Source organism: Rhizobium sp. NXC24 (assembly GCF_002944315.1).
In the GTDB taxonomy this organism is placed as follows: Bacteria; Pseudomonadota; Alphaproteobacteria; order Rhizobiales; family Rhizobiaceae; genus Rhizobium.
Genome location: NZ_CP024311.1, coordinates 1,579,052 through 1,593,091, shown reverse-complemented (window position 1 = coordinate 1,593,091; position 14,040 = coordinate 1,579,052). Strand labels below are relative to the sequence as shown.

Genomic DNA, 14,040 nt, shown 5'->3' with positions numbered 1-14,040 from the left:
CTATCAAGCGTTTTCGCGGCGGCGGTCTCTATCGCGATCGCGGCTAGCCGGACCCTGGGCGTCGCCTTCGAGCGCGCGGCGTTCGGAGGCCATCGGATCGTGCTCAAGGATTTCGCCCTTGAAGATCCAGACCTTGATGCCGCAGATACCGAAAGCGGTTTCTGCTTCAGCCGTACCGTAGTCGATGTCGGCGCGCAGCGTATGCAGCGGCACACGACCTTCACGGTACCATTCCGTACGAGCGATTTCCGCACCACCGAGACGGCCGGCGCAGGTGATCTTGATGCCTTCGGCGCCAAGACGCATCGCGGACTGAACGGCGCGCTTCATGGCGCGACGGAAAGCTACACGGCGCTCGAGCTGCTGAGCGATCGACTGGGCAACCAGCGTCGCGTCGATTTCCGGCTTGCGAACTTCAACGATGTTGAGGTGCGTTTCGGAATTCGTCATGTCCGACAGCTTCTTGCGGAGCTTGTCGATATCAGCGCCCTTCTTGCCGATGATCAGGCCCGGACGAGCCGAGTGGATCGTGACGCGGCACTTCTTGTGCGGGCGCTCGATGACCACCTTGGAGATACCGGCTTGCTTCAGTTCGTTCATGACGAACTTGCGCATCTTCAGGTCTTCGTGGAGGAGCTGGCCATACTCGGCATTGTCCGCAAACCAGCGGCTATCCCAAGTACGGTTGATGCCAAGACGAAAACCGATTGGATTGATTTTCTGACCCATTATGCGGCCTCCCCTTGAGCTTCCACTTCACGAACGACGATCGTCAGGTGCGCAAACGGGCGCTCGATACGAGACGCGCGGCCACGGCCACGAGCGTGGAAACGCTTCATGACGATCGACTTGCCGACGTAGGCTTCCGCCACGACCAGCGAGTCAACGTCGAGATCATGGTTGTTCTCAGCGTTGGCGATCGCAGATTCGAGCGTCTTCTTCACGGCGCCAGCAATACGCTTGCGCGAGAATTCCAGCTCTGCGAGCGCGCGGTCAACCTTCTTGCCGCGGATCGAAGCCGCGACCAGGTTGAGCTTCTGCGGGCTGACACGGAGCGTGCGCGCAACTGCCTGCGCCTCATTGTCCTTCAGCCGGCGTTCGGTTTTTGCCTTGCCCATTGTTACTTCCTCTTCGCCTTCTTGTCCGCACCGTGACCATAATAGGTACGGGTCGGGGCGAACTCGCCGAACTTGTGACCGACCATGTCTTCGTTGACGCTGACCGGAATGTGCTTGCTGCCGTTGTAAACACCAAAGGTGAGACCAACGAACTGCGGCATGATCGTGGAGCGACGGCTCCACATCTTGATTACTTCGCTACGTCCGCCTTCGCGCACCTTCTCAGCCTTCTTGAGAAGATAGCCGTCAACAAACGGACCTTTCCATACTGAACGAGCCACTTGAGACTTCCTCTCTTACTTCTTGCGCTGATGGCGCGAGCGCATGATCATCTTGTCGGTCGACTTGTTCGACCGCGTACGCTTGCCCTTGGTCGGCTTACCCCATGGGGTCACCGGATGGCGACCACCGGAGGTGCGGCCTTCACCACCGCCGTGCGGATGGTCAACCGGGTTCATGACAACGCCGCGGTTATGCGGCTTCTTGCCACGCCAACGCGAACGACCGGCCTTACCGTCGTTGATGTTGGCATGATCCGGGTTCGAAACCGCACCGATCGTTGCAAGGCAATTGCCATGTACGAGGCGCTGTTCGCCCGAATTCAGGCGAAGGATCGCCATGCCCTGGTCACGACCAACGAGCTGAGCGTAGGAGCCAGCAGAACGAGCGATCTGACCGCCCTTGCCCGGCTTCATTTCCACGTTATGGATGATGGAGCCGACCGGGATGAACTGAAGCGGCATGGTGTTGCCCGGCTTCACGTCCACTGCCTTTTCCGAAGCGACGACCTTGTCGCCAGCAGCGAGGCGCTGCGGAGCGAGGATGTAGGCCAGTTCGCCGTCCGTGTACTTCACCAGAGCGATGTAAGCGGTACGGTTCGGGTCGTATTCGATGCGCTCGACTGATGCTTCAACGTCGAACTTGCGACGCTTGAAGTCGACCAGACGATAGCTGCGCTTGTGACCGCCACCCTGGAAACGCACGGTGATGCGGCCGGTGTTGTTGCGGCCACCCTTGGAGGTCAGGCCTTCCGTCAGCGTCTTGACCGGCTTGCCCTTGTAGAGCGAGGAGCGATCGACGATGACCAGCTGACGCTGGCTCGGGGTCGTCGGATTGAATGTTTTCAATGCCATTTTCTTATTCCTCAGAGACCGGTGGAGACGTCGATCGACTGGCCTTCGGCGAGCGTCACAACAGCCTTCTTCACGTCCTTCTGCTTGCCGACGAGACCCTTGAACCGCTTGGTCTTGCCGAGGCGCAGCAGAGTGTTAACGGCCGTCACCTTGACGCCGAAGAGCGCTTCGACGGCAGCCTTGATTTCAGGCTTCGTCGCGGTCTTGGCAACGTTGAAAACAACCTGGTTATTGTCCGAAAGCAGCGTGGACTTTTCGGTGATCGCAGGAGACACGATCACATCATAATGGCGAAGATCCGTCACTTGAATCGCTCCTCTAGAGCTTCAACTGCAGCCTTGGACAGCACGAGCTTGCCGCGGCGCAGGATGTCGTAAACGTTGATGCCCTGGATCGGCAGAACATCGATGTTCGGGATGTTCTGAGCCGCGAGCTTGAAGTTGCTGTCGAGCTCAGCGCCACCGATGAAGAGTGCATTGGTCAGGCCGAGCGTCTCGAAAGTGCTGGCCAGAGCCTTGGTCTTTGCATCGGCTGCAACCAGGCTGTCGATGACGATGACGTCTTCGGACTTCAGCTTGGCGGACAGAGCATGACGCAGGCCGAGGGCGCGAACCTTCTTCGGCAGGTCGTGCTCATGGCTGCGAGCGACCGGGCCGTGAGCCTTACCACCGCCGCGGAACTGCGGAGCGCGAGCTGAATGGTGACGAGCGCGGCCCGTACCCTTCTGCTTGTACATCTTGGCACCGGTGCGCGCTACGTCTGCGCGGCCCTTTGCCTGATGCGTGCCCTGCTGCTTCTTGGCGAGCTGCCAGCGAATGACGCGTGCGAGGATGTCCTCACGCGGCTCGAGGCCGAAAATCGCATCAGAAAGGGAAACCTTCCCAGCGTCTTTTCCCTCGAGGGTCTTGACGTTCAATTCCATTGGTTTGGCTCCCCTTACTTCGCAGCCGACTTGACGGCATCGCGTACGATGATCCAGGCACCCTTGGAGCCGGGAACCGCACCCTTGACGAGGATCAGACCGCGATCTTCATCGGTCGATACCACTTCGAGGTTCTGCGTCGTGACGCGGGTCTGGCCCATGTGACCAGCCATCTTCTTGTTCTTGAACACCTTGCCCGGATCCTGGCGCGAGCCGGTCGAACCGTGCGAGCGGTGCGAAACCGACACACCATGCGTGGCGCGCAGACCGCCGAAGCCGTGGCGCTTGATGGCGCCGGCAAAGCCCTTACCGATCGTCGTGCCGGTCACGTCGACGAGCTGGCCCGCCGTGAAGTGAGCGGCCTTGAGCTCGGTACCAACTTCGAGCAGGTTGTCGTCCGTAACACGGAATTCAACGAGCTTGGCCTTCGGCTCAACGCTGGCAACGGCGAAATGACCGCGCAGGGCCTTCGTCGTGTTCTTAACTTTTGCCTGGCCAGCACCGAGCTGAACTGCGGTGTAGCCATTCTTTTCTACTGTGCGCTGGGCCACGACCTGGCAGCCATCCAAACGCAATACCGTTACCGGGACGTGCTCGCCGGCGTCGTTATAGACGCGGGTCATTCCCACCTTCTGTGCAATCACACCTGAACGCATCGGTTCAATCCTTCTCACTCAGCTCGAGGACCAGAGGTCTCAGAGCTTGATCTCAACATCGACACCGGCGGCGAGATCGAGCTTCATCAGCGCGTCTACCGTCTGCGGGGTCGGGTCAACGATGTCGAGAAGGCGCTTATGCGTGCGCATCTCGAACTGCTCGCGGCTCTTCTTGTCGATGTGCGGGGACCGGTTCACCGTGAACTTCTCGATACGAGTCGGAAGCGGAACGGGGCCCCGGACGCTAGCACCGGTGCGCTTCGCCGTCGACACGATCTCGCGCGTGGAAGCATCGAGAATCCGGTGATCGAACGCCTTCAGGCGAATGCGGATATTTTGGCCGTTCATTCGACGTTATCCTTGTGTTTTGTTATCTCGCGTGCCGCTCAAAAAGGGCACGGATTTTTCTTTTTCCTAAGGCGGACCACCGGTTTCAAAGATCGAGAGGGACGCCGGCGACGGCATCCCCATCCACTTTTTTAGACCTTTCGGCCCACCTTATCGTTAATCTCATTGGCCGCTTCGTTATCCGAAGCAGGGCGCAAATCGCGCTCGCGCGCCATTTGCAACATTTCCATGTCATAAGCAAGCGGCTACTGCCGCTTGCATCATATTATTGTCATCGAATCGGCCACTCGGATGGAGTGGCCGACTTCGAATTACTCGACGATGGAGGCGACGATGCCGGCGCCGACGGTACGGCCGCCTTCGCGGATAGCGAAGCGCAGCTTTTCTTCCATCGCGATCGGAACGATCAGCTCAACGGCAACCGTGACGTTGTCGCCAGGCATAACCATTTCCGTGCCTTCCGGAAGCGTCACGATGCCCGTCACGTCCGTCGTGCGGAAGTAGAACTGCGGACGGTAGTTCGTGAAGAACGGCGTATGACGGCCACCCTCTTCCTTCGTCAGGATGTAGGCTTCGGCCATGAACTTCTTGTGCGGCTTCACAGAACCCGGCTTGCACAGGATCTGGCCACGCTCGACGCCGTCACGGTTCACACCGCGGACCAGCGCGCCGATGTTGTCGCCGGCCTGGCCCTGGTCGAGCAGCTTGCGGAACATTTCAACGCCGGTAACCGTCGTCTTCGACGTCGGACGAATGCCGACGATTTCGACTTCTTCACCAACCTTGACGATACCACGCTCGACGCGGCCCGTCACAACCGTACCACGGCCGGAGATCGAGAACACGTCTTCGATCGGCATCAGGAACGGCTGGTCGATCGGACGCTCTGGCGTCGGGATGTAGGCGTCAACCTGGGCCATCAGCTCGCGGATCGCGTTTTCGCCGATTTCCTTGTTGCTGTCTTCCAGGGCAGCAAGCGCCGAACCCTTGACAACCGGAATGTCGTCGCCCGGGAAGTCGTAGGACGACAGCAGTTCGCGAACTTCAAGCTCGACGAGCTCCAGAAGCTCGGCGTCGTCAACCTGGTCGACCTTGTTCAGGAACACTACGATCGCCGGAACGCCAACCTGGCGGGCGAGCAGGATGTGCTCGCGCGTCTGCGGCATCGGGCCGTCGGCAGCCGAGCAAACCAGGATCGCGCCGTCCATCTGCGCAGCACCCGTGATCATGTTCTTCACATAGTCAGCGTGGCCGGGGCAGTCGACGTGCGCATAGTGACGAGCAGCCGTCTCATATTCAACGTGTGCCGTCGAGATCGTGATACCACGCGCCTTTTCTTCCGGTGCCGCGTCGATCTGGTCATACGCCTTGAACTCACCGAAGAACTTCGTGATCGCTGCCGTCAGAGACGTCTTGCCGTGGTCAACGTGGCCGATCGTGCCGATGTTAACGTGCGGCTTATTGCGCTCAAACTTACTCTTTGCCATTTTCGGCTCTCCGTTTTTCCTGTCCCCGAGGGGATCAATTCTTGTTATCGGTCAATTGGTATTCCGGTCACTTCTGACCGGAATACTTTGCCTGGATTTCCTGTGCGACGTTCGACGGGACCGGCGAATAATGATCGAAGGTCATGGTGTACTGCGCACGGCCCTGAGACATCGAGCGCAGGTTGTCGACGTACTTGAACATGTTTGCCAGCGGGACGTTCGCGTTGATGACAACGGCGATACCGCGGCTTTCCTGACCCTGGATCTGGCCACGACGCGAGTTCAGGTCGCCGATGACGTCGCCGACGTAATCTTCCGGCGTCACGACTTCGACCTTCATCATCGGCTCGAGGAGCTGGGCGCCAGCTTCGCGAGCTGCTTCACGGAAGCAGGCACGTGCAGCGATTTCGAAGGCTAGAACCGACGAGTCGACGTCGTGGAAGGCACCGTCGATGAGCGTCGCCTTGACGCCGAGCATCGGGAAGCCAGCCAGCGGACCCGAAGACAGGACGCTTTCGATGCCCTTCTGGACGCCCGGGATGTATTCCTTCGGAACAGCACCACCGACGATCTTGGACTCGAACTTGAAATCGTCGCCTTCCGGGTTCGGTTCGAACACGATCTTCACGCGAGCGAACTGACCGGTACCACCCGACTGCTTCTTGTGGGTGTAGTCTTTTTCGGTCTGACGCGTGATGGTTTCGCGGTAAGCAACCTGCGGCGCGCCGACGGTGGCTTCAACCTTGAATTCACGACGCATGCGGTCGACGATGATGTCGAGGTGAAGTTCACCCATGCCGGCAATGATCGTCTGGCCCGATTCCTGGTCGGTCTTCACACGGAAGGACGGATCTTCGGCAGCCAGGCGGTTGAGCGCGAGGCCCATCTTTTCCTGGTCGCCCTTGGTCTTCGGCTCGATCGCGATCTGGATGACGGGCTCCGGGAATTCCATGCGCTCGAGGATAACCGGCTTCAGCGGATCGCAGAGCGTATCGCCAGTGGTGGTTTCCTTGAGGCCGGCCAGAGCAACGATATCGCCAGCGAAGGCTTCTTCGATGTCTTCACGCGAGTTGGAGTGCATCTGCAGCATGCGGCCGACGCGCTCGCGCTTATCCTTGACCGTGTTCATGACCGACGCGCCCTTTTCGAGCTTGCCGGAGTAGATGCGGGCGAAGGTCAGCGAACCGACGAAGGGGTCGTTCATGATCTTGAACGCCAGCATGGACAGCGGCTCAGCGTCGTCAGCATGACGGTGGATTTCAGCTTCCGTCTTGACATCAATGCCCTTGATCGCCGGAATGTCGATCGGAGACGGCAGGTAATCGACGACGGCGTCGAGCAACGGCTGAACGCCCTTGTTCTTGAAGGCGGTGCCGCAGAACATCGGATGGAACTTGACGTCGATCGTGCCGCGACGGACGAGCGCACGGATCTGGTCGTTGTCCGGCAGATTGCCTTCGAGGTAGGCTTCGGTCGCAGCTTCGTCGATCTCGACAACCGTCTCGATCAGCTTTTCGCGATATTCTTCAGCCTTGGCCTTCATGTCTTCCGGGATTTCGACAACGTCCCACTGTGCGCCGAGCGACTCGTCGCGCCAGATGAGGGCGTTCATCTCGATCAGGTCGATAACGCCCTTGAAGTCGCTTTCAGCGCCGATCGGGAGCTGCATGACGACAGCGGTCGCGCCGAGGCGGGACTTGATCATCTCGACCGAGCGATAGAAGTCAGCACCGGTCTTGTCCATCTTGTTGCAGAAGATCATGCGCGGAACATGATACTTCTCAGCCTGACGCCAGACGGTTTCCGTCTGCGGCTCAACACCTGCGTTAGCGTCGAGCAGCGCGATGGCGCCGTCGAGAACGCGCAGCGAACGCTCGACTTCGATGGTGAAGTCGACGTGGCCAGGGGTGTCGATGATGTTGAAGCGGCGCATCTTGCCGTCACGGCCCTTCCAGAAGGTCGTGGTGGCAGCAGAGGTGATCGTGATGCCACGCTCCTGCTCCTGCTCCATCCAGTCCATGGTGGCTGCGCCGTCGTGAACTTCGCCGATCTTGTGCGACTTGCCGGTGTAGTAAAGAATACGCTCGGTGGTCGTGGTCTTGCCGGCGTCGATGTGCGCCATGATACCGAAATTGCGGTAGTCTTCGATTTTATATTCGCGAGCCATAGTGGACTGCCTTTCGGAAACCGTTCGGGATTACCAGCGATAATGCGAGAACGCACGGTTGGCATCAGCCATCTTGTGCGTGTCTTCGCGCTTCTTGACGGCAGAGCCGCGGTTATTGGAGGCATCAAGAAGTTCGCCGCAGAGACGGTCGACCATGGTGGTTTCGTTGCGCTTACGGGCAGCAGCGATCAGCCAGCGAATGGCAAGAGCCTGACGACGCTCGGGACGAACATCGACCGGAACCTGATACGTAGCACCACCAACGCGGCGCGAACGGACTTCAACGTGCGGAGCGATGTTATCCAAAGCCTGATGGAACACGCCGAGCGGCTCCTGCTTTGCCTTGCCCTGCACGGCGTCGAATGCGCCGTATACGATGTTTTCAGCTACGGACTTCTTGCCGTCCAGCATGATGGCATTCATGAACTTCGTGACGACCAGATCTCCGAACTTCGGGTCCGGATTGATCTCGCGCTTTTCTGCTCTGTGACGTCGGGACATACTTCTCGTCTCTCAACTGTTAGCGGCGCTTTACAACGCGGAGAACCTCGCGCAGCGCCGGATTATCTGAAACCGAATTACTTCGGACGCTTTGCACCGTACTTGGAACGGCGCTGCTTGCGGTTCTTGACACCCTGGGTATCGAGAACGCCGCGGATGATGTGGTAGCGAACACCCGGAAGGTCCTTCACGCGGCCGCCACGGATCATGACGACAGAGTGCTCCTGAAGGTTGTGACCTTCACCCGGGATGTAACCAATGACTTCGAAGCCGTTGGTCAGGCGGATCTTTGCGACCTTACGCAGAGCCGAGTTCGGCTTCTTCGGCGTCGTCGTGTAGACGCGGGTGCAAACACCACGCTTCTGCGGGTTCTCCTGAAGAGCGGGAACCTTATTACGCTTTACCTGCGCCTGGCGAGGCTTGCGGATTAGCTGGTTTACGGTAGGCATTCAACCATCCCTTGTAAATCTGTCTCGACACCCTTGCGGGCTTAACTCTCGCCGTCTCCGGCAACGACACACGTTCGCCTCAATGCGCAAAACGTGGCCCGATCCGCTTTCGCAGATGGACCACAAAAAAGCAGAGGACGCATTGAATTGCGTCTTGCGTGCAGCATTCGTGTCTTCAACGTGCGTTTAGAACCTTGTTTGAGGTGAACTCCAGAGCGCGTCGCTCCGAACAGCCATGCCTCACATGGGTCCTGATGGCGGCGGTACTACTGGTTTCCCGCAGGTTCGTCAAGGCCGGTTAAGAATTATCTTTGTCACAAACCCTGAAAAGACGGGCCAAACCAGCCATTTGACGCCTCAGATGACGAAATGGCATCGCTTCCGCAAGATGGACTTGGGTATTTCGTTAAAATCCCTATAAGGAATCACAGAAAGACAATTTCACCGGACGGCAAAGAGCAACTCAGAGAATCGCTCGGCCGAATCGATACCACCGAAGGAAGACTTATGATCACTGCGCCAGACAACGACAACAATTTCGACGGCCCCATGGTCTTCATCATCATCGGCAAGGGATATGAAACCGACGGCGGCGAAGGTGTCGATCTGCATGTCATGCTGAAGGCGCCGGATGACGACACCGCCGTGCGCGAAGCGCTGAACGCCCTTGCGGAGGAAGGCTTCATCGAGGCTGATCTCGATCAGATCGGCATGCTGACCGACGTGCCGGATGAGGAGCCTCATGCCTCGGCCTATCAGGGAGCACTGGAAGGGGAAGTGGCGATCATCCGCTTCCGCTAGACGGGACCCTGCTGTCCCGCCCTCGCCGGCTCTTCACAACATAGATGCAAAAAGAAACCGCCCGGATCGCTCCGGGCGGTTTTGATTTTGTTCGAACTCCAGCCGCTTATTCAGCGGCCGGGGCGTTCTCGTTGGCCATGTCCTGCAGCATCGGCGTGGCGACGGCGGCACCCGTGCCCTTGCGGCGCTCTTCCAGGATCAGCTCGTCGCGAGCCGTCGCGATGCGGCGGATCTGCGTCATGGTGCCACCGGTACCGGCCGGGATGAGACGGCCGACGATGACGTTTTCCTTCAGGCCCTGCAGACCATCGGTCTTGCCAGCGATCGCAGCTTCCGTCAGCACCTTCGTCGTTTCCTGGAAGGATGCGGCGGAGATGAAGGACGGCGTCTGCAGCGACGCCTTGGTGATGCCGAGCAGAACCGGATCGCCGTAAGCGGGCTTCTTGCCTTCTTCGATCAGGCGGTCGTTGGCGTCTTCCAGTTCGATACGGTCGACATTGTCGCCGACGATGTACTGGCTGTCGCCTGCGTCGGTGATTTCCACCTTCTGCAGCATCTGACGGACAATCACTTCGATGTGCTTGTCGTTAATGACAACGCCCTGGAGGCGGTAGACTTCCTGGATTTCGTTGACGAGGTAGGAAGCCAGAGCCTCCACGCCCTTGATCGCCAGGATATCGTGCGGAGCCGGGTTACCGTCGAGGATGTAGTCACCCTTTTCGATATAGTCGCCTTCCTGAAGGTGGAAGGGCTTGCCCTTCGGGATCAGGTATTCGACCGGCTCGACACCGTCTTCTGCCGGCTCGATGATGACACGACGCTTGTTCTTGTAGTCGCGGCCGAGGCGGATCGTACCATCGATCTCTGCGATGATGGCGTGGTCCTTCGGACGACGGGCTTCGAACAGTTCGGCAACGCGCGGCAGACCACCGGTGATGTCCTTGGTCTTGGCGCTTTCCAGCGGCGAACGAGCAAGAACGTCGCCCTGCGACACCTTCGTGCCCGGCTCGACGGACAGGATCGCGTCAACCGAGAGCAGGAAGCGGGCTTCACCGCCACGCGACAGCTTGGCGACATTGCCGCTGGCGTCCTTGACGACGATCGCCGGCTTCAGATCCGAACCGCGCGGTGTCGAACGCCAGTCGATAACCTGACGCTTGGTGATGCCGGTCGACTCGTCGGTCGCTTCGAGAACCGAGAGGCCGTCGACGACATCTTCGAAGTGAACCGTACCGGCCACTTCCGTCATCATCGGACGGGTATACGGATCCCATTCTGCGAGACGCTGACCGCGCTTCACCTTGTCGCCGTCGTCGACATAGAGCTTGGAGCCGTAGGCAACGCGCTGCGAAGAGCGTTCAACGCCGCGTTCATCCAAGATCTGAACCGTCATGTTGCGGCCCATGGCAACCAGGTTGCCTTCGGAGTTGCGCAGCATGTTGCGGTTCTTGATCTGAACCGTGCCTTCATACGAGGCTTCCAGGAACGACTGGTCGACCACGGTAGCCGTGCCGCCCAAGTGGAAGGTACGCATGGTGAGCTGCGTGCCCGGCTCACCGATCGACTGAGCGGCGATAACGCCGACAGCTTCACCGATGTTGACCGGCGTACCGCGAGCAAGGTCGCGGCCGTAGCAGACAGAGCAGACCCCCGTCTGGATTTCGCAGGTCAGCGCCGAACGGATGCGGATCGACTGGATACCAGCCTTTTCGATCTCGATGACATCCGGCTCGAGGATCATCTTGCCGGCGTCGACGATGCGCTCACCCGTGACCGGATGATCGATATCATCCAGCGCCGTACGGCCGAGGATGCGGGCGCCGAGCGAGGCAACGACCTGACCGGCATCGACGATGGCAGTCATGGTGAGGCCAGTTTCGGTGCCGCAATCGACGTGCGTCACGATGCAATCCTGCGCGACGTCGACGAGACGGCGGGTCAGGTAGCCGGAGTTCGCGGTCTTCAAGGCGGTGTCTGCCAGACCCTTACGGGCGCCGTGCGTCGAGTTGAAGTACTCGTTCACGGTCAGGCCTTCCTTGAAGTTCGAGATGATCGGCGTCTCGATGATTTCGCCCGACGGCTTGGCCATGAGGCCGCGCATGCCGCCCAACTGACGCATCTGGTTCGGAGAACCGCGGGCGCCTGAATGGCTCATCATGTAGATCGAGTTCATCGGCTTCTGACGACCGGTCTTCTCGTCGAATTCGACGGCCTTAATGCGGGCCATCATTTCTTCGGCGACCTTTTCCGTGGCCTTGCCCCAGGCGTCGACAACCTTGTTGTACTTTTCGCCCTGGGTGATCAGACCGTCATTGTACTGCTGCTCGTATTCCTTCACGAGCGCTTCGGTATCGCCGACGATCTTCGCCTTGGTGTTCGGGATGACCATGTCGTCCTTGCCGAACGAAATGCCAGCGCGGCAGGCATGCGCAAAGCCGAGCTGCATGATGCGGTCGCAGAAAATGACCGTGTCCTTCTGGCCGCAGTGACGGTAGACCGTGTCGATCATCTTGGAGATGTTCTTCTTGGTCATTTCCTGGTTGCAGATGTCGAAGGTCACCTTGCCGTGCTTTGGCAGCAGTTCGCCGATCAGCAGGCGGCCAGGGGTCGTTTCATAGATCTTCGAATAGGGCTTGCCCTCTTCGTCGATCGACTTGAAGCGGCCGCGGATCTTCGAGTGCAGCGTCACGACCTTGTTTTCCAGAGCGTGATGCAGCTCGCCGAGATCGGAGAAGGCCATGCCTTCGCCCGGCTCGTTCTGGTTCAGGATCGAGAGATAATAGAGACCGAGAACCATGTCCTGCGACGGAACGATGATCGGCGCGCCGTTTGCCGGATGCAGGATGTTGTTGGTCGACATCATCAGCACGCGGGCTTCGAGCTGTGCTTCGAGCGACAGCGGCACGTGAACGGCCATCTGGTCACCGTCGAAGTCGGCGTTGAAGGCCGTGCAGACGAGCGGGTGCAACTGGATCGCCTTGCCTTCAACCAGCATGGGTTCGAAGGCCTGGATGCCCAGGCGGTGCAGCGTCGGCGCGCGGTTCAGGAGAACCGGATGCTCGCGGATGACCTCGTCGAGGATATCCCAAACTTCCGGCTTTTCCTTTTCAACCAGCTTCTTGGCCTGCTTGACGGTCGAGGAATAACCCTTCGCGTCGAGACGGGCGTAGATGAACGGCTTGAACAGTTCGAGCGCCATCTTCTTCGGCAGGCCGCACTGATGCAGCTTCAGCTCCGGACCGGTCACGATGACCGAACGGCCGGAATAGTCGACGCGCTTGCCGAGGAGGTTCTGACGGAAGCGGCCCTGCTTGCCCTTCAGCATGTCGGACAGCGACTTCAGCGGACGCTTGTTGGCGCCGGTGATGACGCGACCGCGACGGCCGTTGTCGAACAGCGCATCGACAGATTCCTGCAGCATGCGCTTTTCGTTGCGGATGATGATGCCCGGAGCGCGCAGTTCGATCAGGCGCTTCAGACGATTGTTACGGTTGATGACGCGGCGGTACAGATCGTTCAGATCCGACGTTGCGAAACGGCCGCCGTCGAGCGGCACCAGCGGACGCAGATCCGGCGGGATGACCGGGACGACCTTCATGATCATCCATTCCGGACGGTTGCCGGATTCCATGAAGTTCTCGACGATCTTCAGGCGCTTCATCAGCTTCTTCTGCTTGAGATCCGACGTGGTGTCGGCAAGCTCAGAGCGCAGGTCGCCGGCGATCTTTTCGAGATTCATGCTGGCCAGCATCTCGTAGATCGCTTCAGCGCCGATCATGGCGGTGAACTGGTCTTCGCCATATTCGTCGACGGCGAGCATGTACTCTTCTTCCGTCAGGAGCTGATGCTCCTTGAGCGCGGTCAGGCCCGGCTCGGTGACGATGTAGTTTTCGAAGTAGAGAACGCGCTCGACATCCTTCAGCGTCATGTCGAGCAGCGTGGAAATGCGGCTCGGCAGCGACTTCAGGAACCAGATGTGGGCAACGGGAGCGGCGAGCTCGATATGGCCCATGCGCTCACGGCGAACGCGCGACAGCGTTACTTCGACGCCGCACTTTTCGCAGATGATGCCCTTGTACTTCATGCGCTTGTACTTGCCGCACAGGCATTCGTAATCCTTGATCGGCCCGAAGATTCGCGCGCAGAACAGACCATCGCGTTCCGGCTTGAACGTACGATAGTTGATCGTCTCCGGCTTCTTGATCTCACCATAAGACCAGGAAAGAATCTTCTCCGGCGATGCGATCGAAATCCGGATGGAATCGAAATTCTGTGCAGGCACCTGCGGATTGAAAAGATTCATGACCTCTTGGTTCATGCCTGTCTCCTTTAGGGGCGAAACGCCCTCGAATTGCGATCAGTGCCGGCAAATTCCCGGGAACCGGACTGACGCCTTAAAACGACAATAACCGCAGAATGCGGCGAAATCGTCCCTGCCTAGCGCCACACGAATTCGGG

The 14,040-nt window shown here is 59.1% G+C and carries 14 protein-coding genes; 1 reads left to right on the top strand and 13 read right to left on the bottom strand.

The features are described from left to right. Positions 1-3: 3 nt before the first annotated feature. The 12 genes from rpsC to rpsL all read right to left on the bottom strand — a co-directional run bounded on the left by rpsC (position 4) and on the right by rpsL (position 8,781). Entirely contained in the window at positions 4-729 is a 726-nt protein-coding gene (rpsC, locus tag NXC24_RS07895; protein WP_104822786.1) for a 30S ribosomal protein S3, read from the bottom strand. Continuing rightward, positions 729-1,118: a 50S ribosomal protein L22 gene (gene rplV, locus NXC24_RS07890; protein ID WP_004118391.1), complete on the bottom strand. Its 390-nt coding sequence runs from the start codon at positions 1,116-1,118 to the stop codon at positions 729-731. The genes rpsC and rplV overlap by 1 nt, the downstream gene beginning before the upstream one ends. Before the next feature lie 2 nt (positions 1,119-1,120). Continuing rightward, the gene (gene rpsS, locus NXC24_RS07885; RefSeq protein WP_004118389.1) at positions 1,121-1,399 is read right to left on the bottom strand and encodes a 30S ribosomal protein S19; all 279 of its coding nucleotides are present in this window, start codon (positions 1,397-1,399) and stop codon (positions 1,121-1,123) included. 15 nt (positions 1,400-1,414) lie between these two features. Next, entirely contained in the window at positions 1,415-2,251 is an 837-nt protein-coding gene (gene rplB, locus NXC24_RS07880; protein WP_104822785.1) for a 50S ribosomal protein L2, read from the bottom strand. 11 nt (positions 2,252-2,262) lie between these two features. Beyond that, positions 2,263-2,556, bottom strand: coding sequence for a 50S ribosomal protein L23 (locus NXC24_RS07875; RefSeq protein ID WP_015339600.1), 294 nt, complete (start codon positions 2,554-2,556; stop codon positions 2,263-2,265). Continuing rightward, positions 2,553-3,173: a 50S ribosomal protein L4 gene (rplD, locus tag NXC24_RS07870; RefSeq protein WP_104822784.1), complete on the bottom strand. Its 621-nt coding sequence runs from the start codon at positions 3,171-3,173 to the stop codon at positions 2,553-2,555. Before rplD ends, NXC24_RS07875 begins: the two co-directional genes overlap by 4 nt. 14 nt (positions 3,174-3,187) lie before the next feature. Then, positions 3,188-3,829 carry a 50S ribosomal protein L3 gene (rplC, locus tag NXC24_RS07865; RefSeq protein WP_028753974.1) on the bottom strand — a complete coding sequence of 214 codons (642 nt, stop codon included), beginning with the start codon at positions 3,827-3,829 and terminating at the stop codon, positions 3,188-3,190. A gap of 39 nt (positions 3,830-3,868) precedes the next feature. Next, positions 3,869-4,177: a 30S ribosomal protein S10 gene (gene rpsJ, locus NXC24_RS07860; protein WP_003547547.1), complete on the bottom strand. Its 309-nt coding sequence runs from the start codon at positions 4,175-4,177 to the stop codon at positions 3,869-3,871. Between the two features lie 311 nt (positions 4,178-4,488). Further along, positions 4,489-5,664 carry an elongation factor Tu gene (gene tuf / locus NXC24_RS07855; protein WP_104822771.1) on the bottom strand — a complete coding sequence of 392 codons (1,176 nt, stop codon included), beginning with the start codon at positions 5,662-5,664 and terminating at the stop codon, positions 4,489-4,491. Positions 5,665-5,731: 67 nt separating this feature from the next. Further along, positions 5,732-7,831: an elongation factor G gene (fusA, locus tag NXC24_RS07850; RefSeq protein ID WP_104822783.1), complete on the bottom strand. Its 2,100-nt coding sequence runs from the start codon at positions 7,829-7,831 to the stop codon at positions 5,732-5,734. 30 nt (positions 7,832-7,861) lie between these two features. After that, positions 7,862-8,332, bottom strand: coding sequence for a 30S ribosomal protein S7 (gene rpsG / locus NXC24_RS07845; RefSeq protein WP_028755233.1), 471 nt, complete (start codon positions 8,330-8,332; stop codon positions 7,862-7,864). Between the two features lie 77 nt (positions 8,333-8,409). Then, positions 8,410-8,781 carry a 30S ribosomal protein S12 gene (gene rpsL, locus NXC24_RS07840; RefSeq protein WP_003507760.1) on the bottom strand — a complete coding sequence of 124 codons (372 nt, stop codon included), beginning with the start codon at positions 8,779-8,781 and terminating at the stop codon, positions 8,410-8,412. Positions 8,782-9,288: 507 nt separating this feature from the next. Here rpsL and NXC24_RS07835 point away from each other — a divergent pair. Then, a complete protein-coding gene (locus NXC24_RS07835) occupies positions 9,289-9,582 on the top strand; it encodes a transcriptional regulator (RefSeq protein WP_104822782.1) in 294 nt (97 codons plus the stop codon). Between the two features lie 106 nt (positions 9,583-9,688). Here NXC24_RS07835 and rpoC read toward each other — a convergent pair whose 3' ends face one another. Next, entirely contained in the window at positions 9,689-13,900 is a 4,212-nt protein-coding gene (rpoC, locus tag NXC24_RS07830; RefSeq protein WP_104822781.1) for a DNA-directed RNA polymerase subunit beta', read from the bottom strand. Positions 13,901-14,040: the final 140 nt, after the last annotated feature.

Excerpts from the sequence above, each read along its gene's own strand:
- rpsG (WP_028755233.1), bottom strand. The coding sequence starts at position 8,332 with ATGTCCCGACGTCACAGAGCAGAAAAGCGCGAGATCAATCCGGACCCG.
- rpsL (WP_003507760.1), bottom strand. The coding sequence starts at position 8,781 with ATGCCTACCGTAAACCAGCTAATCCGCAAGCCTCGCCAGGCGCAGGTA.
- rpsC (WP_104822786.1), bottom strand. The coding sequence starts at position 729 with ATGGGTCAGAAAATCAATCCAATCGGTTTTCGTCTTGGCATCAACCGT.
- tuf (WP_104822771.1), bottom strand. The coding sequence starts at position 5,664 with ATGGCAAAGAGTAAGTTTGAGCGCAATAAGCCGCACGTTAACATCGGC.
- rplV (WP_004118391.1), bottom strand. The coding sequence starts at position 1,118 with ATGGGCAAGGCAAAAACCGAACGCCGGCTGAAGGACAATGAGGCGCAG.
- NXC24_RS07835 (WP_104822782.1), top strand. The coding sequence starts at position 9,289 with ATGATCACTGCGCCAGACAACGACAACAATTTCGACGGCCCCATGGTC.
- rplB (WP_104822785.1), bottom strand. The coding sequence starts at position 2,251 with ATGGCATTGAAAACATTCAATCCGACGACCCCGAGCCAGCGTCAGCTG.
- fusA (WP_104822783.1), bottom strand. The coding sequence starts at position 7,831 with ATGGCTCGCGAATATAAAATCGAAGACTACCGCAATTTCGGTATCATG.
- rpsJ (WP_003547547.1), bottom strand. The coding sequence starts at position 4,177 with ATGAACGGCCAAAATATCCGCATTCGCCTGAAGGCGTTCGATCACCGG.
- rplD (WP_104822784.1), bottom strand. The coding sequence starts at position 3,173 with ATGGAATTGAACGTCAAGACCCTCGAGGGAAAAGACGCTGGGAAGGTT.
- rplC (WP_028753974.1), bottom strand. The coding sequence starts at position 3,829 with ATGCGTTCAGGTGTGATTGCACAGAAGGTGGGAATGACCCGCGTCTAT.
- rpoC (WP_104822781.1), bottom strand. The coding sequence starts at position 13,900 with ATGAACCAAGAGGTCATGAATCTTTTCAATCCGCAGGTGCCTGCACAG.